This window comes from Halomonas korlensis (assembly GCF_900116705.1).
In the GTDB taxonomy this organism is placed as follows: Bacteria; Pseudomonadota; Gammaproteobacteria; order Pseudomonadales; family Halomonadaceae; genus Halomonas; species Halomonas korlensis.
The window spans coordinates 33,312-51,580 of sequence record NZ_FPBP01000015.1; the positions used below are offsets into that span (position 1 = coordinate 33,312).

The window sequence follows — 18,269 nt, forward strand, 5'->3', positions numbered from 1 at the left end:
TCGCAAGGGGGCAGCATCGGCTGCCCCCTTGTCGTTTCAGCTAAGCGTGCCTGCGAGCCCCTTGTCCGTTACCTGCGTGCATCCAGCGTTGAGGCCAGGGTCAGTTGTATCGCCGACGAGCGAGTAGGCTAATGTCAAGATGGTTAATGGCAGGATGGTTAATGGCAGGACGGCCAGTTGTGGCAGGTCAGGCAAGGCTTTGCATGCCAAGGGGAGTGCAGACGATGAGCGACGAAGAATCCGAAATTAATTACCGATCCGGCCTGCCGGGTTTTCTAGGCACCATCGATACGTTCATCAGCAAGCTCGAGGCCGTAATACTCGCGGTAGGGGTGCTGCTGATGGCGGTGAACACCATCGCCAACGTGATTGGTCGCTTTGTGCTGGGCGAGAGCATCATGTTCTCCGGTGAAGTCAACCGCATCCTGATCATCATGATCACTTTTGCCGGCATCGGTTATGCCGCCCGTCATGGGCGCCATATCCGCATGTCGGCGATTTACGATGCCTTGCCGGCAGGAGGACGCAAGGCGCTGATGATTTTCATCTCGCTGTTCACCTCGCTGATCATGTTCTTCCTGCTCTATTACGCGATCATCTATATCGTCGATCTCTATTCCAAGGGCAGGGTATTGCCGGCGCTGGGGTTTCCCATCTGGGTCATCTATATCTGGGTCCCACTGGGCTTTCTGATCACGGGCATTCAATACCTGCTGACTGCCGTCAAGAACCTGACGTCACGAGATGTCTACCTCTCGACCGGTGTGGTTGACGGTTACAAGGATACGGAAACGGAAGTCTAACGCAGGGCGTCGCGCCCGGGGGAAGCAAGATGACGACAATAATGGTAGTAACCATGATCGGCCTGCTGTTGCTGGGCTTTCCGATGATGGTTCCGTTGATTACCGCAGCCATCATCGGTTTTTTCATGATGTTTGATGGCTTTGGCCAGATGGGCACCCTGATCCAGCAGATGATGGCCGGCATCCGCCCGGCGTCGCTGATCGCCGTGCCCATGTTCATTCTCGCCGCGGACATCATGACCCGGGGTCAGTCGGCAGACCGCCTGATCGCCATGGTCATGGCCTTCATCGGTCACGTTAAGGGCGGCCTGGCGGTCAGTACCGCCACCTCCTGTACCCTCTTCGGTGCGGTTTCGGGCTCCACCCAAGCCACGGTGGTGGCCGTCGGCTCACCCCTACGACCCAAGATGCTCAAGGCCGGTTACTCCGACTCCTTTACCCTAGCGTTGATCATCAACGCCAGCGATATCGCCTTCCTGATACCTCCCAGCATCGGCATGATCATCTATGGCGTGATCTCCGGCACCTCCATCGGTGAGCTGTTCATTGCCGGGATCGGCCCCGGGATAATGATTTTGATAATGTTCTCGGCCTATTCGGTGCTCTATGCGGTCATTCGCGACGTGCCGACCGAGCCTCGGTCGACCTGGAGAGAGCGCCTCACCGCCGTGCGCATGGCGCTCTGGCCGCTGGGCTTCCCGGTGATCATCGTGGGAGGCATCTATGGTGGCATCTTCAGTCCCACGGAAGCCGCAGCTGCCTGCGTGCTCTATGCCGTCTTCCTGGAGTTCGTGGTCTTCCGATCGCTGAAACTCCATCATATCTATGCAATCGCCAAGTCAACCGGCTTGATCACCGCCGTGGTGTTCATCCTGGTCGCGGTGGGTAATGGCTTTTCATGGATCATCTCCTTCGCCCAGATTCCACAGGCGCTGCTAGGTGCTGCGGGCATCAACGAAGCTGGCCCGACGGGTGTGCTGATCGCGATTTGCATTTCCTTCTTCGTCGCCTGCATGTTCGTCGACCCGATCGTGGTGATCCTGGTGCTGACGCCAATCTTCGCGCCTGCCATCGCAGCAACGGGCCTCGATCCGGTGCTGGTCGGCATCCTGATCACCCTGCAAGTGGCCATTGGGTCGGCGACGCCGCCCTTCGGTTGCGATATCTTCACGGCCATTGCCATTTTCAAGCGGCCCTACTGGGACGTGATCAAGGGCACACCGCCTTTCATCTTCATGCTCATCCTGGCCGCGGCCCTGCTGATCATGTTCCCGCAGATCGCCCTGTTCCTGCGCGACGTGGCGTTCCGTTGAGAGCTGCCATCCGGACCCAAGGAGTGACATGACGATGTTCAATCGAATCATGGTGCCGGTGGACGGCTCCAAAGGCGCCCTCAAGGCGCTCGAGAAAGCGGTGGGTCTGCAGCAGCTGACCGGCGCTGAGCTGTATCTCCTCTGCGTGTTCAAGCATCACAGCCTGCTCGAGGCGTCGCTGTCGATGGTCAGACCCGAACGGCTCGACCTGCCCGACGATGCGCTGAAGGAATACGCCACCGAAATCGCCGTGCACGCCAAGACGCATGCCGTCGAGCTGGGGGTGGCGCCCGAGAAGGTGCGCGCCTTCGTCAAGGGCGGCCGGCCCTCGCGAACCATCGTGCGCTTTGCCCGCAAGCGCGAATGCGACCTGGTGGTGATCGGCGCCCAGGGTACCAATGGCGACAAGAGCCTGATGCTGGGCAGCGTGGCCCAGCGAGTGGCCGGCTCGTCGCACTGTCCCACCCTGGTCGTCTAGCGGGCTAACCGCTTGCGGTTTTCCTGCCGGTTGCGCAGCCTCGCGGAACCGGCAGGCGCTTGCTAGAGTCACATGTCTTATCATTGCTGTTTTTCCTTTACCACTATGGCGCTTCAGCGCCCGACCATCCATAAGGTTTGTTCATGAAACGACTGCTGACCACCGCCTCTCTCACCGCTCTGCTGGGCGTCGCCCCTCTGGCGCTGGCTGACCTGGAAACCGACGAGGAGCGTCTGGGCTACAGCCTGGGGGTCACCCTCGGCCAGAGCATCCAGCAGGATGTCGATAACCTCGATGTCGATGCCTTCACGCAGGCCATTCGTGACGTCTTTGCCGGCGACGAACTGGAAATGAGCGATGAGGAAATGGCCGAGGCCCTGATGCGTTTCCAGCAGGAAGCCATGGCCGCCCGCGAGGCCGAGACCGAGGAGCAGGCCACTTCCAACCGCGAGGCGGGCGAGGCCTACCTTGCCGAGAACGCCGAACGTGACGGTGTCGAGACTACCGATTCCGGCCTGCAGTATCGGGAGCTGGAATCCGGTGATGGCGCCTCGCCAGAAGCCGATTCGAGCGTGGAAGTGCATTACGAGGGCGCGCTGATCGACGGCACCGTCTTCGACAGCTCCTACGAGCGAGGCGAGCCCGTCAGCTTCCGTGTCGATCAGGTGATCGAAGGCTGGCAAGAAGCCCTGCAGATGATGAGCGTGGGTGACACCTGGGAAATCGCCATCCCCTCCGAGCTGGCCTATGGGGCCCAGGGTCAGGGACCGATCGGTCCTCATGAAACCTTGGTCTTCAAGGTCGAACTGCTCGGCGTGGACGACAACTGATCCGCCCGGTGCGCCTTTTGCAATCCTCGCTCGTCAGCCTCGCACTCGTGGGGCTGGCGCTGCCGTCCGCTGCCCAGGAATCACCTCCCGACCTGCCGGGCCTGGCGATCGATACCGAAGATGTCAGCCTTGTCGGCGTGTCCTCCGGGGGTTACATGGCCACGCAATTGGCGGTGGCCTGGCCGGAGCGTTTCGTGGGACTGGGGATGCTGGGCACGGGTCCTTGGGCCTGTGCCCAGGGGTCATTGAGCCTGGCTCTCGGACAATGTATGAGCAACCGCCTCGGCCTGCCCGATCTCGACCAGCTCTCGCAGCGGCTGCAAGACTATCGGCGTCGTGACCTGGTGGGCGACGCCGATGAGCTCGCCGACCTGCGCGTCTTCGTCTGGCATGGCGAGGAGGACGAAACCGTTCTGCCGCAACTGGGCGACGCGCTCGTTACCCAGTTCAAGAACTGGCTGGCCGACCCCGAGGACCAGCTGCGCCTGGTGGTCAGCGATGATGCCGGCCATGGCTGGCCCGTCGCGGCGCGGGGCAATACCCCCATCACGGCGCTGGCCGATTGTCGCGAGGGCGGCGGCACCTACCTGCTGGGCTGCGATCTGGATATCGCGGGCCGCATGATGAACTGGTTGCATGGTGGCCTGACTCGTCCGACGAGCGGAGAACCCGAGGGCCAGTTGTTGCGTTTCGATCAGACAGAGTTTGACACCAAGGGCTTTGCCGACAGTGGCTATAGCTTCATTCCCGAGGCGTGCCAGGGAGGCGGTTGTGGCCTGACCGTAGCGCTGCATGGCTGCGGGATGGGGGCCGAGCAGATCGATGAGGCCTTCGTACGCCACAGTGGCCTGAACGAATGGGCCGCCGCGAATCAACGCGTCGTGCTCTATCCCCAGGCTGAAACCAGCCTACCCAATCCTCAGGGATGCTGGGACTGGTGGGGCTTTGCCGAGAGTACCTGGCAACTCAACCCGCTCCATGACAGCCGCGAAGGCACCCAGCTGAGCGGCCTGATGGCGATGATCGATCGACTCCAGCAGACCCCGAAACGCTGATCCCCCACCAATAACCATGAACTCGGCTCGGGGGGCTAGCCCTCGAGCTCGCTCTCCAGTGCCGACCGCAGGGCATTGGGCACGGGAGAGTAGAGGACTCGCTGACGTATCTCGCCCTCGTTGTTCACCAGATACAACGACGAGCTGTGGTCGATGGTATACGCCATGGCTGAATCCGGCGTTTCCACCTTGCGCCACATCACACCGTAGCGCTCGGCAATGTCTTCGAGCTGCTGCTGGTTGCCCGTGGCACCGATGATGCCATCGCCGAAATAGGCGGTGTATTCTTCAAGCCGCTCCAGGGTGTCGCGCTCGGGATCCACGGACACCATGACCGGCACCACGCGCTCGCGCTGCGCCTCGTCGAGTCCCGTCAGCGCCTGACGCACCACTGACAGGGTCATCGGGCAGACATCCGGACAATAGGTATAACCAAAGAACAGCACCGCCAGTTGATCTTCGCCGAGCTGGCTCAGCGAGAAATCGCCCTGCGTCGAGGGTAGCGCGACCTCGCCTCCGGGCGGGCTATCGTTGTCGCTTCCGGCACCCTGCTGCAGGTACCAGGCGCCTCCGCCGAACCCGGCAAGAAACACGATCATGCCCAGGCCCAGCCATAGCCCCTTGCGCTTCTTTATGCTCCGCATCATCCGCCTCGCTCCACATTGAAATCGAACCAAGTGCCAAGCCGCCCTCGTGGTGTATCGACTACGACGTTCGCTCGCCAGGCCATCACCGCTTGGGTGCATAACCCAATTTGGCCCTCGCCACGAAAGGCCCCATCATCCGGCGTCAGAGGAAAGCGATGCAACCCCATGTCCATGTCGCGCCCCACGAACTCGACGACTGCCGACCGAGACGCCAGCCCCTCAAGCCTTACCTCCAATGGCAACACCTGAAGCGCTTGCACGGGGCCATGGACACCGAACTCGAGGCTAAGCTCGGCCATCCCATCAAGCCTCGTCGTGCAGGCGCCTTGTCTCAGGTCGCAGGCACGCTCTGGGGTATACCAGGAGATCTCACCTTCATCGCTCAGGTGATAGCGGAACAAGTACCAGAGCGCCACACCGATGACGACCAGGGTGACCAGGATCAAGAAGCGCAGCAACGGGGGACGCGCTCCGGCATCGCTCAAGGAAGACGGGGACATGGCGGCGAAGGGGGCACTCCATTGCGGGCAGGATAACGGTAAGCTTACCAGTATTTGCCCGTCGCAGAGTGCGCAAGGATGTCGCAGGGCAACCACCAGAGAGAGGCATGGCATGCAAGATGTGGCGAGTGCGCTCGGGCCGCTGTTCCTGTTGATCCTGCTTGGCGCGCTGCTCGGCTGGGCCCGACAGCCCGGCGGCGATTTCTGGCCGAGCATGGAGAGGCTGATCTATTTCCTGCTGTTCCCCGCGATGCTCGTTGCCACCCTGGCCAGCGCCGACGTGAGCCAGGTGCCGGTGGCCCGCCTGGCCTTGGCGCTGCTCGGCACCCTGACCCTCTTCGCCGGTCTGCTGTGGGGCCTACGCCGCTATTTGGGGCTCGAAGCCGCGGCCTTCACCTCGGTCTTTCAAGGCGCGCTGCGCTTCAATACCTATGTCGGTGTCGCCGGTGCCGCCGCTCTGCACGGCCATGCGGGGGCAACGGTGGCGGCGGTCGCCGTGGCGCTGATGGTGCCGGTAATCAACGTGTTGTGCGTGACCAGTTTCATTGCCGCCGGCACCCTGGGGTCGTCGAGCCTCGCCAGGAGTTTTGCCGCGCTTTCGCGCAATCCGTTGATTCTCGCCTGCCTGATAGGGATCGGCCTCAACCTGAGCGGCATCGGTCTGCCTGGCTGGAGCGGCGAGGCCGTGGCACTGCTCGGGCGCGCTGCGCTACCGCTCGGGCTGGTGGCGGTGGGGGTGGCGCTGCGTCCCGCTGCACTGATGCGCCTGGATCGCGGCGTCTGGGCCGCCAACCTGGTCAAGCTGGTGCTGGTCCCGGCAACGGTGCTCGTGCTTGCCCTGCTGCTGGACCTCGACCCGGTCAGCCGCGACGTGGCGTTATTGTTCGCCGCCCTGCCTACCGCCACCTCGGCCTATATTCTGGCCCGACAACTGGGCGGAGACGCCGAGTTGATGGCGGCGCTGATCACCGGTCAGACCTTGCTCGCCATGGGAACATTGCCCTTGTGGTTACGGCTGGTCACGTGATGCGGGACATCATCAACCCATCAATCAGCCAATTAAACAAAAAGCATTCGTATTTGCATTGACAGCATGAATGAGAATGACTACTCTGCAGGGGTGGCGTTGATGAGGCGCCGCAGGCCCGGCAGGGTCCTGCCAGTCGCCTGCCAGGGTATCTCCCACTCATTGCTAGTCACGTTTGATAGACACGGTCCTTATGCCGCTCCCTGGGAGCGGCTTTTTTGTTTACCGGTTTCTGCGTGCCGGTCAGCCACGCCGCCCAAGATGCTGGGTCAGCATCTCGCCGAGCGCCTCGACGGCGGGCCAGGACGCCGCGGATACACGACGACCGTAATGCAGTTGGGCCTCGCAGCCCTGCAGCGCAGGCAGCCCTTCGGCCTCACCCAGTTCGCGCATCGCCGGCGTCAGTCTGTCCCGCTCCAGAATGCTCACCGCCAACCCCGATTCCACGGCCGTTTCCACCGCATGCAGGCTGGTGCTGGTGAAGACGGCATGCCATTGGCGGCCGATGGCGGCAAGCGCCTCCACGCCGAGGTAGCGATAGGGACAATCCACCGGATGCAGGGCCAGCGGCAAGGGCTGCTCGGGCGTCATCCGTAACTCCCGTGCCCCGGCCCATACCGGTGCGGTCCGCCACAGGGGTACACCCCCCAGTAACTGATGAGGGCGATCCAGCGCCACGATCAGCGATAACTCGCCGCGTTCCAGCCGCCGCGCCAGATCCCCGCTGGTCGACGTCACGGCCTCCAGCACCACGTCGGGATGACGCGCCAGGTAGTCGGGCAGCAGGCGCCCGACAATGCGGGTGGCGTAATCCTCGGGCATGCCGAAGCGCACCCTCCCCCGCAGTCCGCGTCCGCTGATGCGCGCCACCAGCCCATCGTGCTGGCGCAACAGCTCACGCGCCTCACCCAACAGCGCCTCGCCGGCCGGGGTAGTCGTCATTCCCCTGGCGCCGCGGACCAGCAGGCGCGTGTCCAGGCGGGCTTCCAGGCGCTTGATCTGCATGCTCAGAGCACTGACCGTGCGGTGGCGCTCGTCTGCCGCCGCCGCCAGGGTGCCCAGCCTGGCCACCAGCACGAAGCTGCGAAGCGCCTCGAGATCCAGGGCCGCTGTCGAGAGTTCAGACATATTGAACGCTCAGTGAAAATAGTATCGATTCCCTGAAGACTCTAGACGGGACAGACTGGCAGCACAAGTCACCGAGTCGTCAGGAAGTGAATCCTCATGTTGTCCGTCAACCGCCAGTTCTTTTACCCCGTACTCCGCCTGCACTTGCGGCCGCTGGGCGGCTTGGCCGTGGCCCTCGGTTTCGTCATCTGCTGGAGCAGCGGCTTCGTCGGGAGTCGCCTGGGGGTGGAACTCGATACCCCGGCGCTTGCGCTCTATGCCTGGCGTTTCGCGCTGGCCACCCTGCTAGTGGGCGGATGGTGGTGCCTGCGTGCCCAACGACAGGGACGACAGGCCGTTGCGCCTCGCGACCTTGCCGTCGATGCGCTGGTGGGCAGCCTGACGGTGGGCGGCTATCTGCTGGCCATGCTGCTGGCCATCGAACAGGGGGTCAGCGCCGGGTTGGCGTCGCTGATCGGCGCCCTGCAACCGCTGGCCGCCATCGCTCTGGCCGGATGGTGGCTGGGCGAGCGCTCAAGGCCGCTGCAGTGGCTGGGCATGCTGGTCGCCACCCTGGGGGCCGGTTTGAGTGTGCTGGATGACATGCAGGGTGTGGGCGGCGCGCCGGCCTGGAGCTACGGATTGCCGATACTGGCCGTCGTGACCGTAACCCTGGGCAGCGTCATGGCGGCACGCCGGCCGACCACGCTACCCCTGGAGGCACGCCTGACCGCCCAGTTGGGCGCGGCCACGGTCGTGTTCTTCGCCGCCGCCTGGGGGTTGGACGAGGGCCGGGTGGCCCCGCCACCGCTGACGACGGATAGCGTGATGGTGCTGGTGTGGTTGATTGTGCTGGCAACCTTCGGCGGCTACGGCTTCTTCAATGCCAGCCTGCAGCGCTTCGGCGTGGGACGCAGTGCCGCGCTGATTGCCCTGACCCCGGCCGCCACCCTGGGCTGGACGGCGTTGATGTTCGGTGAACTGCCGGGCTGGCTGGGAATGATCGGGATGGCGCTGGGGCTGCTGGGTGCCATCGGTGCCCTGCTGGCCGGCCGGCGCCCGACACAGCCCGGCCAAGGCACCGCCACGGTCGCGCGTAGCGTCAGGCCGCACGTCGGAAGATCAGGTCCCAGACGCCGTGCCCCAGCCGTTCGCCACGCACCTCGAACTTGGTAAGTGGCCGGAAATCCGGACGTGGCACACAGGGTGACGTAGACGAGTCGGCGGTATTGGCATAGCCGGGCGCGGCGGCCAGGATTTCGGCCATCCACTCGGCATAGGCCTGCCAGTCGGTGGCCATGTGCAGCGTGCCGCCGAGCTTCAGGCGCGTGCGGATCAGCTCGACGAAGGCCGGCTGGACGATGCGCCGCTTGTGGTGCTTCTTCTTCGGCCAGGGGTCGGGGAAAAACAGCTGCAAGGTATCCAGGCTCGCCTCGGGCAGGCACTGCTCCAGTACCGCCAACGCATCCTCGCGATAGACACGCAGGTTGGTCAGGCCGCGCTTGTCGGCGTCGTCCAGCAATTTGCCCACACCGGGCGCATGGACTTCAATGCCAATGAAGTCGGTTTCCGGGTGACGCTCGGCCTGCTCGACCAGCGAGGCGCCCATGCCGAAACCGATCTCGACGACGCGCGGCGCTCGGCGGCCGAACAACGCATCAAGATCCTGGCGGCCTTCCGCCAGGGTCAGGCCCAGCCGCGGCCACACCTCTTCCAGGCCACGCGACTGGGCCTGGGTCATGCGCCCGGCCCGCAGTACATAGCTCTTGATGCCGCGGCGATGCAGGGGAGCGTCCGGCCCCTCGGGGCCGGCGCTGGCAGAGTCATGCGGGTGCAGGTCGGTCATGGTATCTCGTGACAGAAGATGGTTCGGGACGCTCAGGCGTTGATGCGCCCGGCGAAGGGCGAGGAAGGCTCGGCGCTCTGACGACGCGGCATGCGCCCGGCCAGGAAGGCCTCGCGCCCGGCCTCGACGGCCTTCTTCATGGCCCCGGCCATCAGTACCGGCTGGCGGGCATGGGCGATGGCGGAGTTCATCAGCACGGCGTCGCAGCCCAGCTCCATGGCCAGGGCGGCCTCGGAGGCGGTACCGATGCCGGCATCCACCAGTACCGGCACCTCGGCCTGTTCGATGATCAGGCGAATGTTGTACGGGTTCTGGATGCCGTGGCCCGAGCCGATCAGCGAGCCTAGCGGCATGATGGCGCAGCACCCCAGGCGCTCGAGCTCGCGGGCGACGATCGGGTCGTCGCTGGTATAAACCATGACATCGAAGCCGTCGGCGATCAGCGTCTCGGCCGCCGCCAGGGTCTCGACCACATTGGGATAGAGGGTCGCGTCGTCGCCGAGCACCTCGAGCTTGACCAGGTTGTGGCCATCGAGCAGCTCGCGGGCCAGCTTGCAGGTCCGTACGGCGTCCTTGGCCGTGTAGCAGCCGGCGGTATTGGGCAACAGGGTGAAACGCTCCGGCGGTACGGCGTCGAGCAGGTTGGGCTCGCCGGCGTCCTGCCCCAGATTGGTGCGCCGAACCGCGAAGGTCACGATGTCGGCGCCACTGGCGGCGATGGCCTCGGCCGTCTCGTCAAAGTCGCGGTACTTGCCGGTGCCGACCAGCAGCCGCGAGGCAAACTCGCGCCCGGCGATACGCAGCGGCGAATCCTGAAAAAAATCACTCATGTGGGGCTCCTGTAGGCCGACGGCTAGCCGCCGCCGATGGCGTGGACGACCTCGACCCGGTCGCCCTCGGTCAGCCGTGTGCCGCCGTGCTCGCTCTTGGGCACGATCTCTTCGTTGACTTCCACGGCGATGCGCCGACCAGCAAGTCCGAGCGACTCGACCAGCTCGGCAACCGTCGCGTCGGACTCCAGGGCGCGGGTCTCGCCATTGAGTAGTATCTGCATGGCGTCCTCTCTCGATGCACTTATTCTCAGCTGGACAAGCCCTGTTGGCGCTGAGCGATCGTCGTTTCCATGGAGCCATATTGTAGCCGACTCGGGACTGGCGGGGTACGGTAGGCAGCGATTCGCCCGCAAGGAGAGGACGCATGCAAGACAGAAGCTGGTGGCTGGGCACGGCATTGTCCGGCGCCCTGGTGGTACTGGCCGGAGCCTTCGGCGCCCATGGCCTGGAGGGACAGCTCGAGCCGCGCTTCGCGGCGGCCTTCGAGACCGGCGTGCGCTATCAGGCCTGGCATACCCTGGCGATGCTGGGGGTGCTGGCGTGGCGCGCCTCACTGCCGCTCGTCGGGCAGGCCCTCGTGCTGGGGCTGTGGGCGGCCGGCATGTTGCTCTTCTCCGGCTCACTGTATGCCATGGCGCTTTCCGGGGTCGGCGGGCTGGGCGTCATCACGCCCGTCGGGGGCGTGCTGTTGATTGCCGGTTGGCTGGCCCTGGCGGTCAGCGTCGCGCGCGCCAGGCCCGGCGGTCAGTCGCCGTCTGGCAACACATAGGTGGCCGTGACCAGCGCCACCGGCGCTTCGTCCCCAGCGGAGAAGAGCTGTACCTCGCCGACCGCCAGTCGTCGTCCCAGCTTGAGGATTCGGGCGTTGGCGATGACGTCGCGGTCGCCGCGCGGCCGGCGCAGGAAACGGCAATGCAGGTCGCTGGTCACAGCCATGGGCTCAGGCCCGATCTGGGCCAGTATCGCCACGTAAAGACAGACGTCGGCCAGTCCCATCAGGGTGGGGCCGGAGACGCTGGCTCCGGGGCGCAGGTGCTCGTCCTCGATGGCCAGGCTCATGGTGGCGCGCATCTCGTCGATGCCCTCGATGGTCCCCGTCCGCTGGGGAAAGACCTCATCGAGAAAGTCCTCGATGGCGGCGGCGGTCATCACGGTCATCGGTAAGCTCCTTGCGGTTCATGGGAAAGATGACGCTTGCATCAACATAACCGAAAGCGCCCCGGGCAGGTACCCGGGGCGCTTGATGGCGCTACAACGTCAGCCGGCGGCCATTGCTTAATGCTTCTTGCTTACTTGGCCTTGTGCACGGCGCGCCAATGGTGAAGCAGCGGTTCGGTATAGCCGGCGGGCTGCACGCGGCCCTTGAAGATCAGGTCGCTGGCGGCCTGGAAGGCGGTCGAGGCAGCGAAGTCGGCGCTCATCGGCGTGTAGGCCGGGTCGCCGGCGTTCTGCTGGTCGACTACCTTGGCCATGCGCTCCAGGGTTTCCTGGACCCGGGCGGGATCGACCACGCCATGATGCAGCCAGTTGGCGATGTGCTGGCTGGAGATCCGCAGGGTGGCGCGATCCTCCATCAGGCCGACATCATGAATATCCGGCACCTTGGAGCAGCCCACACCGTGCTCGACCCAACGCACCACGTAGCCGAGGATGCCCTGGCAGTTATTGTCGAGTTCCTGCTGGAGCTCCTCGTCGCTCCATTGCGGTGACTCGGCCACCGGCACGGTGAGCAGGTCATTCAGGAAGTCCACATCGCCCTGGCCTTCCAGCTCGCGCTGCAGGGCCGTCACGTCCACCTGATGGTAGTGCAGGGCGTGCAGGGTGGCAGCGGTGGGCGACGGCACCCAGGCGGTGTTGGCGCCGGCCTTGGGATGGCCGATCTTCTGCTCGAGCATGGCGGCCATCAGGTCCGGCATGGCCCACATGCCCTTGCCGATCTGGGCGCGGCCGCGCAGGCCGCAGGCCAGGCCGACCTGGACGTTGTTCTTCTCGTAGGCCTGGATCCAGGCAGAGCCCTTCATGTCGCCCTTGCGGATCATCGGACCGGCTTCCATGGCGGTGTGCATCTCGTCGCCGGTGCGGTCGAGGAAGCCAGTATTGATGAACACCACCCGCGAGCTGGCCTCGTTGATACACGCCTTGAGGTTGACCGAGGTACGACGCTCCTCGTCCATGATGCCCATCTTCAGGGTATCGCGCGCCATACCGAGGACATCCTCGATGCGGCCGAACAAGGTGTTGGAGAACGCCACTTCCTTCGGGCCATGCATCTTCGGCTTGACGATGTACATGGAGCCGGTGCGCGAGTTGCGCGGCTCATCCTTGCCCTTCTTAAGATCGTGCAGGGCGACCAGGCCGGTAACGACACCGTCCAGGATGCCCTCGGGCAGTTCGTTGCCGTCGGCATCCAGTACCGCCGGCGTGGTCATCAGATGGCCGACATTGCGTACGAACATCAGCGAGCGGCCCGGCAGGGTCACGGTATCACCGCTGGTGTTGGTCCAGGTACGATCCGGGTTGAGGCGGCGAGTGAGGGTCTTGCCGCCCTTCTCGATCTGCTCCTCCAGGTCACCTTTCATCAGGCCCAGCCAGCTGGCATAGACCCCGACCTTGTCCTCAGCATCCACTGCGGCCACGGAGTCTTCGCAATCCATGATGGTGGTCAGCGCGGCTTCCACGATCACGTCCTTGACGCCGGCCGGATCGGTCTTGCCGATCGGGTGGCTTGGATCGATCTGGATCTCCAGGTGCAGACCATGGTTAACCAGCAGGATCGCCTCAGGGCTCTCGGCCGCGCCGTTGAAGCCTACCAGCTTGCCCGGGTCCTTGAGGCCGGTCTCGCGACCGCCTTCCAGAGAGACCACCAAGTGACCGTCACGCAGTACGTACTTGACGGCATCATGATGGGAGCCGGTGGCCAGTGGGGCGGCACGGTCGAGAACGCCGCGGGCATAGCCGATGACCTTCTCGCCGCGCTTGGGGTTGAAGCTCGAGCCCTTCTCGGCACCGTCCTCTTCAGAAATGGCGTCGGTGCCGTAGAGGGCGTCGTAGAGGCTACCCCAGCGGGAATTGCCGGCGTTCAGGGCATAGCGCGGGTTGTTGACCGGCACTACCAGTTGCGGGCCGGCCTGGACGGCAATCTCACGGTCGACGTTGGTGGTCGTTACGCTGACTCTGGACGGCGACTCGACCAAGTAGCCGATCTCGCCAAGAAAGGCGCGATAGGCGGCCATGTCACGCACCGGACCGGGGTTCTCGCGATGCCAGGTATCGAGCTTCTCCTGCAGGCGGTCGCGCTCGGCGAGCAGTTCGCGATTTTTCGGGGTCAGATCATGAAAGAGGGCATCCACGCCGGACCAGAAGGCCTCCGGGTCGACGCCAGTGCCGGGAAGCGCACGCTCGTTGATGAAACGGTCCAGCTCGGCGGCCACCTGTAAACGGTGGCGAGTGACACGTTCGGTCATGGATGAATCTCCTCGTGCTTGGCAGCCGGACGGTACCCAGGCCGGCCAGGTAATAGGGACAGCGTGAGACAGATTTTGTGGAAATTACTTCCATTTGTAAAGCCATTGGCCTGCATTGACACCTCGAGCTCGACCAAAAGAGTCCATCAGCGAGGCATCGCTCTTGTCTCGAAGGGAATTCAGTGACTCTTCTGGCGGCATGACGCTAGCATGGCCCAGCGTTGCGGAGGATGCGATGAGTGATTTTACCCCACTGCAGGCCCTGGGCCCGATTCGCCTGGTCGAGCTGACCGAGCAGCTAGCCGGCCGTGGCCACCTCGAGCATTACCTGACCCATTATGGGCTGGCACCGCTGCTGGTCGACCATGTGGGCCTTTACGCCGGATACGTGGACGCCTCGCCCTTTAGGCTCTGGACGCAGGTATGGAGCCCGGCCGCGCCAATCGGGACCGCTTTCGTGGTACACGGCTATTTCGATCATCTGGGCCTGTACCGTCATCTTCTGGAACGTCTGCTCGATCGCGGCTGGCGTGTGGTGCTCTGGGACCTGCCCGGCCATGGGCTGTCCAGCGGGCCGCGCGCCTCCATCAACGACTTCGAAGACTATGGTCGTTGCTTGCGTGCCCTGCAGCAGCAGCTCGACACGCAAGGCCTGGCGCCGCGCCCCTGGCTCGGCATCGGCCAGAGCACCGGGGCAGCGATACTCGCCACCGATGCCCTCACGCGCGGCGATGACCAGCACTGGGCCGGTCTCGCCCTGCTGGCGCCGCTGGTGCGACCCTGGGGGTGGAGTCAATCGAGCTGGCTGCATCGTCTGGTGGGGCCCTTCGTGCGCTCGGTACCGCGCAAGTTTCGCGATAACTCGACCGACGCCGAATTCGCCGCCTTCCTGCGCGAAGGCGACCCGCTCCAGGCCCAGCGCCTGGAAATGGAATGGGTCAGCGCCATGCGCCGCTGGATGCCCCAACTGCTCGCGCTGACCCCCAGCACTGTTCCGACGTTGATCCTGCAGGGCGAACAAGACCTGACGGTGGACTGGGAATGGAATCTCACCGTGCTCGAGGACAAGTTCCCCAATGCCGAGATCCACCGCCACCCCGAGGCTCGCCACCATCTGGTCAACGAAGCCGAACCGATCCGCAAGACCTTGTTCGAGACCCTCGACCGCTTCGTTGCTACGCTAGAACCTGACGCCACGCTTCCGACCGGCGCCCCCTCGGAGACCAGACGCCGATGAATGCTCGTGTCGCACCCCTTCCGACAACCCTGCGGTTAGCCTTGCTGATGGCCCTGCTGCTGGCCGGGTGCGTCAGTGCGCCCGAGCGCCCCGAAACCCTGCGCCAGGCACTGTTCGGTCTCGGTGCAGTGGCCGCCGAGCGCGTCCTTGCCGCACCCGCGCTCCCCTCGCCCAAGACTAACCAGGTGCTGTTACTGGCGACCCCCGAGGTCGATCCCTCCCTGGGAATCGATCAGGCGCGGCTTCGCGAGAGCCTGACGCGGGCGCTGCTGGGTGCCCCCGGCGGCCCACAGGTGCTCAACTGGAGCGACGCCATGAGCGAGGGCGGAGGCGACAACCAGTGGCGCCTGGAGAGCCGGCTGGACGCTGAGGGCCCACGCCTGACCCTTTCCGACCGCGACCTGCTGCCCTACCGGCTGACCCTGGCCCTGCGCCGCCCCGGCAGCGAAGAGGCGCTATGGACTACCGACATCAGCGGGGCCCTGGATGCCAGCGCGCTTTAGGAGGCGGGGGCTTATCGCTTGAGCAGACGATCCAGCTGGCGATAGCCAATCGCCTCGATCAGTTGATCACGCTCGGGGCGAGGCAGGCCGGCCAGATCGGCCAGAGTCAAGGCCACCCGCAGCACGCGATGATAGGCCCGCGCCGACAGCTTCAAACGCTCGAGCACTCCGGCCAGCCAGGCGCGGTCGCCCGACGTGAGCGCACAGGCTGCCTCGAGCTCGCGGCCGGCCAGTTGGGCGTTGAGCGTTCCCCGCTCCAGCTGGCGTTGACGCGCGATCATGACGCGCTCTCGCACTACCGCCGAAGGTTCTCCGGCCTCTCGCGAGGTGAGCTGTTCGGGCGGCAGGGCCGGGACCTCCACCTGCAGGTCGATGCGATCGAGCAACGGTCCGGACAATCGCGCCTGATAGCGCTGGATCTGCGCCGCCGTGCACTGACAACGCTGACGCGGGTCGCCGAGGTGACCGCAGGGGCAGGGATTCATCGCCGCCACCAGCTGGAAGCGGGCCGGAAAGCGGCGCTCATGATTGGCCCGCGCGATATGAATGCGACCCGATTCCATGGGTTCGCGCATCACCTCCAGCACGTGACGCGAGAACTCGGGCAGCTCGTCCAGAAACAGCACCCCATGGTGGGCCAGGGAGATCTCGCCGGGACGCGGTCGGGAACCGCCCCCCACCAAGGCCACGGCGCTGGCAGTATGGTGTGGCGAGCGAAAGGGACGACGCCCCCACTGTTCGCGCAGCGCCAGCCCGCTCACTGAACGAATGGCAGCCACTTCCAGGGCTTCCTCCTCGCTGAGCGGCGGCAGGATGCCGGGAAGACGACTGGCCAGCATGGTCTTGCCGGTACCGGGAGGACCAGCGAACAAGAGATTATGTCCCCCGGCCGCGGCGACCTCCAATGCCCGCCGCGCCTGATGCTGACCGCGGACCTCGGCCAAATCGGCGCCCAGATCAACGACCGGTGCCGGGCGCTCGAGGCGGTGCGCCGCGATCGGTGTCTGGCCGAGCAGATGAGCCACTACCTCGAGCAGATGATCGGCGGCGATGACCTGCAGGTCGCCGGCCAGCGCCGCTTCATCGGCATTGGCGCGCGGCACGATGAGCTTCCTGCCGGCTGCACGCGTGGCGAGCGCCAGCGGCAAAACGCCGTTCACCTGGCGAAGCCGACCGTCCAGGGCCAACTCACCAACGCATTCCAGGCCTTCCAGCGCCTCGGGCGGCACTTGGCCGGAGGCCACCAGCAGGCCCAGGGCGATGGGTAAATCGAAGCGCCCGCCGTCCTTGGGCAGGTCGGCGGGCGAGAGATTAAGCGTAATGCGGCGGGTATTGGGAAAATCGAAGCCGGCATTGACCAGGGCACTGCGCACCCGTTCGCGGCTTTCCTTGACGGCGGCCTCGGGTAGGCCCACCAGGGTCATGCCGGGTAGGCCGTTGGCCAGGTGCACTTCGACCTGCACTTCCGGCGCCTCGAGCCCGAGCCCGGCACGGGTATGAATGATTGCCAGCGTCATTGAAAGGCGCCCCTCGCCGCGAATGTACCCTCAGGCTACCCCAGGTCGGTACGTCCCGCCCAATGACGCGACAGTCTCAGGGGTCGATCTTATCGTCGCGGGCTCCCTTGGTGGAGGGGGTGTCCGCGGCCTTGTGGTCCGCGGCTTTGGCGCTTGCCCCCTCGCCTGCTGTTGCATCCGCGGCGGTGCGCGGCGTGCCGGGCACCGCAGCAGCCGTGGCCGGTTGATTGGCCTGTACCGTCTTTTCCAGCTCAGCGACCTGCTTTTCCAGCGCCTCGACCCGGCCACGGGTGCGCTGGAGGACATCCATCAGGATGTCGAAATCCTCGCGCGACACCAGCTCGAGGCGGTCGAAGGCGCCACGCACCACCTGCTGAATTCCCTTCTGCATTTCCTCGGGCGCCTGCGAGGCGCCCTGCAGGCGCTCGCCGATCTGCTGGGCCAGGCGGCTGATGCGGTCTTGGCTCACCATGGGGGTCTCTCCTGATTGATGAAGTGCCTGACCACAGGATACGCAAGGCGTCCGAGATACGCATGTCCCCGCCGTGCTCTGTTATGGCGCACCTGCACCGTCACTCAGCACCAAACCGGTGCGTTTCATCTGTCTCCCTGTGACGACAGGCGCAAGACTGGCCATGGAATTTCTTCCATCTTGCTGAAAACATTGAATATATATAGCCATGGCATGCTTTACGCAAGGTCACAAGCGTCATGCACCGACGGCAACTTCCGTCGCCAACTCAGTAGTGGAGATACGGGATGAAGCTCATCACCGCCATCATCAAGCCGTTCAAGCTCGACGACGTTCGTGAGGCGCTGGCCGAGAACGGCGTTCAGGGAATCACCGTCACCGAGGTCAAGGGCTTCGGCCGCCAGAAGGGTCATACCGAGCTCTATCGCGGGGCGGAATACGTGGTCGACTTTCTGCCCAAGGTCAAGGTGGAAGTCGCCGTCGACGACGCGCAACTCCAAGGGGTGCTCGACGCCATCTGCTCCTCGGCCAATAGCGGCAAGATCGGCGATGGCAAGGTCTTTGTCGTGCCGCTGGAAGATGTCATCCGCATTCGCACCGGCGAGCGCGGCGCCGACGCGGTCTGACGACGCTTACC

Annotated in this window: 21 protein-coding genes; 11 read left to right on the top strand and 10 right to left on the bottom strand. The window is 64.7% G+C overall.

Annotated elements, in window-relative coordinates; all coding sequences use genetic code 11:
• The first annotated feature begins 224 nt into the window (after window positions 1–224).
• The 5 genes from BM341_RS16705 (at window position 225) to BM341_RS16725 (ending at window position 4,479) form a co-directional block, all read left to right on the top strand.
• Window positions 225–803 carry a TRAP transporter small permease gene (locus tag BM341_RS16705; RefSeq protein ID WP_089797197.1) on the top strand — a complete coding sequence of 193 codons (579 nt, stop codon included), beginning with the start codon at window positions 225–227 and terminating at the stop codon, window positions 801–803.
• 29 nt (window positions 804–832) lie between these two features.
• Complete coding sequence (locus tag BM341_RS16710; RefSeq protein ID WP_089797198.1) at window positions 833–2,116, top strand: TRAP transporter large permease; 1,284 nt, start codon at window positions 833–835, stop codon at window positions 2,114–2,116.
• Between the two features lie 34 nt (window positions 2,117–2,150).
• Window positions 2,151–2,594, top strand: a complete 444-nt coding sequence (locus BM341_RS16715) for a universal stress protein (protein WP_089797236.1) — start codon at window positions 2,151–2,153, stop codon at window positions 2,592–2,594.
• A gap of 143 nt (window positions 2,595–2,737) precedes the next feature.
• Window positions 2,738–3,424: a BamJ family beta-barrel-assembly machinery protein gene (gene bamJ / locus BM341_RS16720; RefSeq protein WP_089797199.1), complete on the top strand. Its 687-nt coding sequence runs from the start codon at window positions 2,738–2,740 to the stop codon at window positions 3,422–3,424.
• 8 nt (window positions 3,425–3,432) lie between these two features.
• Window positions 3,433–4,479, top strand: a complete 1,047-nt coding sequence (locus BM341_RS16725; protein ID WP_342713901.1) for a prolyl oligopeptidase family serine peptidase — start codon at window positions 3,433–3,435, stop codon at window positions 4,477–4,479.
• A gap of 35 nt (window positions 4,480–4,514) precedes the next feature.
• On the opposite strand, the gene BM341_RS16730 is transcribed toward BM341_RS16725, so the two are convergent.
• Window positions 4,515–5,123, bottom strand: a complete 609-nt coding sequence (locus BM341_RS16730) for an SCO family protein (RefSeq protein ID WP_089797237.1) — start codon at window positions 5,121–5,123, stop codon at window positions 4,515–4,517.
• On the bottom strand, window positions 5,123–5,584 hold the full coding sequence (locus tag BM341_RS16735; RefSeq protein WP_139233029.1) for a hypothetical protein: 462 nt from the start codon (window positions 5,582–5,584) through the stop codon (window positions 5,123–5,125). The genes BM341_RS16730 and BM341_RS16735 overlap by 1 nt, the downstream gene beginning before the upstream one ends.
• A gap of 154 nt (window positions 5,585–5,738) precedes the next feature.
• Between BM341_RS16735 and BM341_RS16740 the strand changes: the two genes are divergently transcribed.
• Window positions 5,739–6,653, top strand: a complete 915-nt coding sequence (locus BM341_RS16740) for an AEC family transporter (RefSeq protein ID WP_089797202.1) — start codon at window positions 5,739–5,741, stop codon at window positions 6,651–6,653.
• Window positions 6,654–6,896: 243 nt separating this feature from the next.
• Here the strand turns inward: BM341_RS16740 and BM341_RS16745 are convergent, their stop codons facing one another.
• Window positions 6,897–7,781 (bottom strand): LysR substrate-binding domain-containing protein, encoded by an 885-nt coding sequence (locus tag BM341_RS16745; RefSeq protein WP_089797203.1) that lies wholly within the window; start codon window positions 7,779–7,781, stop codon window positions 6,897–6,899.
• A gap of 96 nt (window positions 7,782–7,877) precedes the next feature.
• Here BM341_RS16745 and BM341_RS16750 point away from each other — a divergent pair, with 96 nt between their 5' ends.
• Window positions 7,878–8,936 (top strand): DMT family transporter, encoded by a 1,059-nt coding sequence (locus BM341_RS16750; protein ID WP_089797204.1) that lies wholly within the window; start codon window positions 7,878–7,880, stop codon window positions 8,934–8,936.
• On the opposite strand, the gene trmB is transcribed toward BM341_RS16750, so the two are convergent.
• Genes trmB through thiS form a run of 3 tightly spaced genes read right to left on the bottom strand, consistent with a single transcriptional unit; the run spans window position 8,863 to window position 10,660 of the window.
• Window positions 8,863–9,606, bottom strand: a complete 744-nt coding sequence (trmB, locus tag BM341_RS16755) for a tRNA (guanosine(46)-N7)-methyltransferase TrmB (RefSeq protein ID WP_089797205.1) — start codon at window positions 9,604–9,606, stop codon at window positions 8,863–8,865. The genes BM341_RS16750 and trmB overlap by 74 nt on opposite strands.
• A 32-nt stretch (window positions 9,607–9,638) precedes the next feature.
• Complete coding sequence (locus tag BM341_RS16760) at window positions 9,639–10,436, bottom strand: thiazole synthase (protein ID WP_089797206.1); 798 nt, start codon at window positions 10,434–10,436, stop codon at window positions 9,639–9,641.
• A gap of 23 nt (window positions 10,437–10,459) precedes the next feature.
• Complete coding sequence (thiS, locus tag BM341_RS16765; RefSeq protein ID WP_089797207.1) at window positions 10,460–10,660, bottom strand: sulfur carrier protein ThiS; 201 nt, start codon at window positions 10,658–10,660, stop codon at window positions 10,460–10,462.
• 143 nt (window positions 10,661–10,803) lie between these two features.
• Between thiS and BM341_RS16770 the strand changes: the two genes are divergently transcribed.
• Window positions 10,804–11,208: a DUF423 domain-containing protein gene (locus BM341_RS16770; protein ID WP_089797208.1), complete on the top strand. Its 405-nt coding sequence runs from the start codon at window positions 10,804–10,806 to the stop codon at window positions 11,206–11,208.
• Here BM341_RS16770 and BM341_RS16775 read toward each other — a convergent pair.
• Both BM341_RS16775 and BM341_RS16780 read right to left on the bottom strand, forming a co-directional pair.
• A complete protein-coding gene (locus BM341_RS16775; protein ID WP_089797209.1) occupies window positions 11,184–11,597 on the bottom strand; it encodes a PaaI family thioesterase in 414 nt (137 codons plus the stop codon). The genes BM341_RS16770 and BM341_RS16775 overlap by 25 nt on opposite strands.
• 131 nt (window positions 11,598–11,728) lie before the next feature.
• Window positions 11,729–13,903, bottom strand: a complete 2,175-nt coding sequence (locus BM341_RS16780; protein ID WP_089797210.1) for a malate synthase G — start codon at window positions 13,901–13,903, stop codon at window positions 11,729–11,731.
• 235 nt (window positions 13,904–14,138) lie between these two features.
• Between BM341_RS16780 and BM341_RS16785 the strand changes: the two genes are divergently transcribed.
• Window positions 14,139–15,140, top strand: coding sequence for an alpha/beta hydrolase (locus BM341_RS16785; RefSeq protein ID WP_089797211.1), 1,002 nt, complete (start codon window positions 14,139–14,141; stop codon window positions 15,138–15,140).
• Window positions 15,137–15,643: a hypothetical protein gene (locus BM341_RS16790; protein WP_089797212.1), complete on the top strand. Its 507-nt coding sequence runs from the start codon at window positions 15,137–15,139 to the stop codon at window positions 15,641–15,643. The genes BM341_RS16785 and BM341_RS16790 overlap by 4 nt, the downstream gene beginning before the upstream one ends.
• An 11-nt stretch (window positions 15,644–15,654) precedes the next feature.
• Here BM341_RS16790 and BM341_RS16795 read toward each other — a convergent pair whose 3' ends face one another.
• Both BM341_RS16795 and BM341_RS16800 read right to left on the bottom strand, forming a co-directional pair.
• The gene (locus BM341_RS16795; RefSeq protein ID WP_089797213.1) at window positions 15,655–17,160 is read right to left on the bottom strand and encodes a YifB family Mg chelatase-like AAA ATPase; all 1,506 of its coding nucleotides are present in this window, start codon (window positions 17,158–17,160) and stop codon (window positions 15,655–15,657) included.
• A gap of 76 nt (window positions 17,161–17,236) precedes the next feature.
• Window positions 17,237–17,632 carry an accessory factor UbiK family protein gene (locus BM341_RS16800; protein ID WP_089797214.1) on the bottom strand — a complete coding sequence of 132 codons (396 nt, stop codon included), beginning with the start codon at window positions 17,630–17,632 and terminating at the stop codon, window positions 17,237–17,239.
• A 287-nt stretch (window positions 17,633–17,919) separates the two neighbouring features.
• On the opposite strand from BM341_RS16800, the gene BM341_RS16805 reads away from it, so the two are divergent.
• The gene (locus tag BM341_RS16805; protein ID WP_089797215.1) at window positions 17,920–18,258 is read left to right on the top strand and encodes a P-II family nitrogen regulator; all 339 of its coding nucleotides are present in this window, start codon (window positions 17,920–17,922) and stop codon (window positions 18,256–18,258) included.
• The last annotated feature ends 11 nt before the right edge of the window (window positions 18,259–18,269 follow it).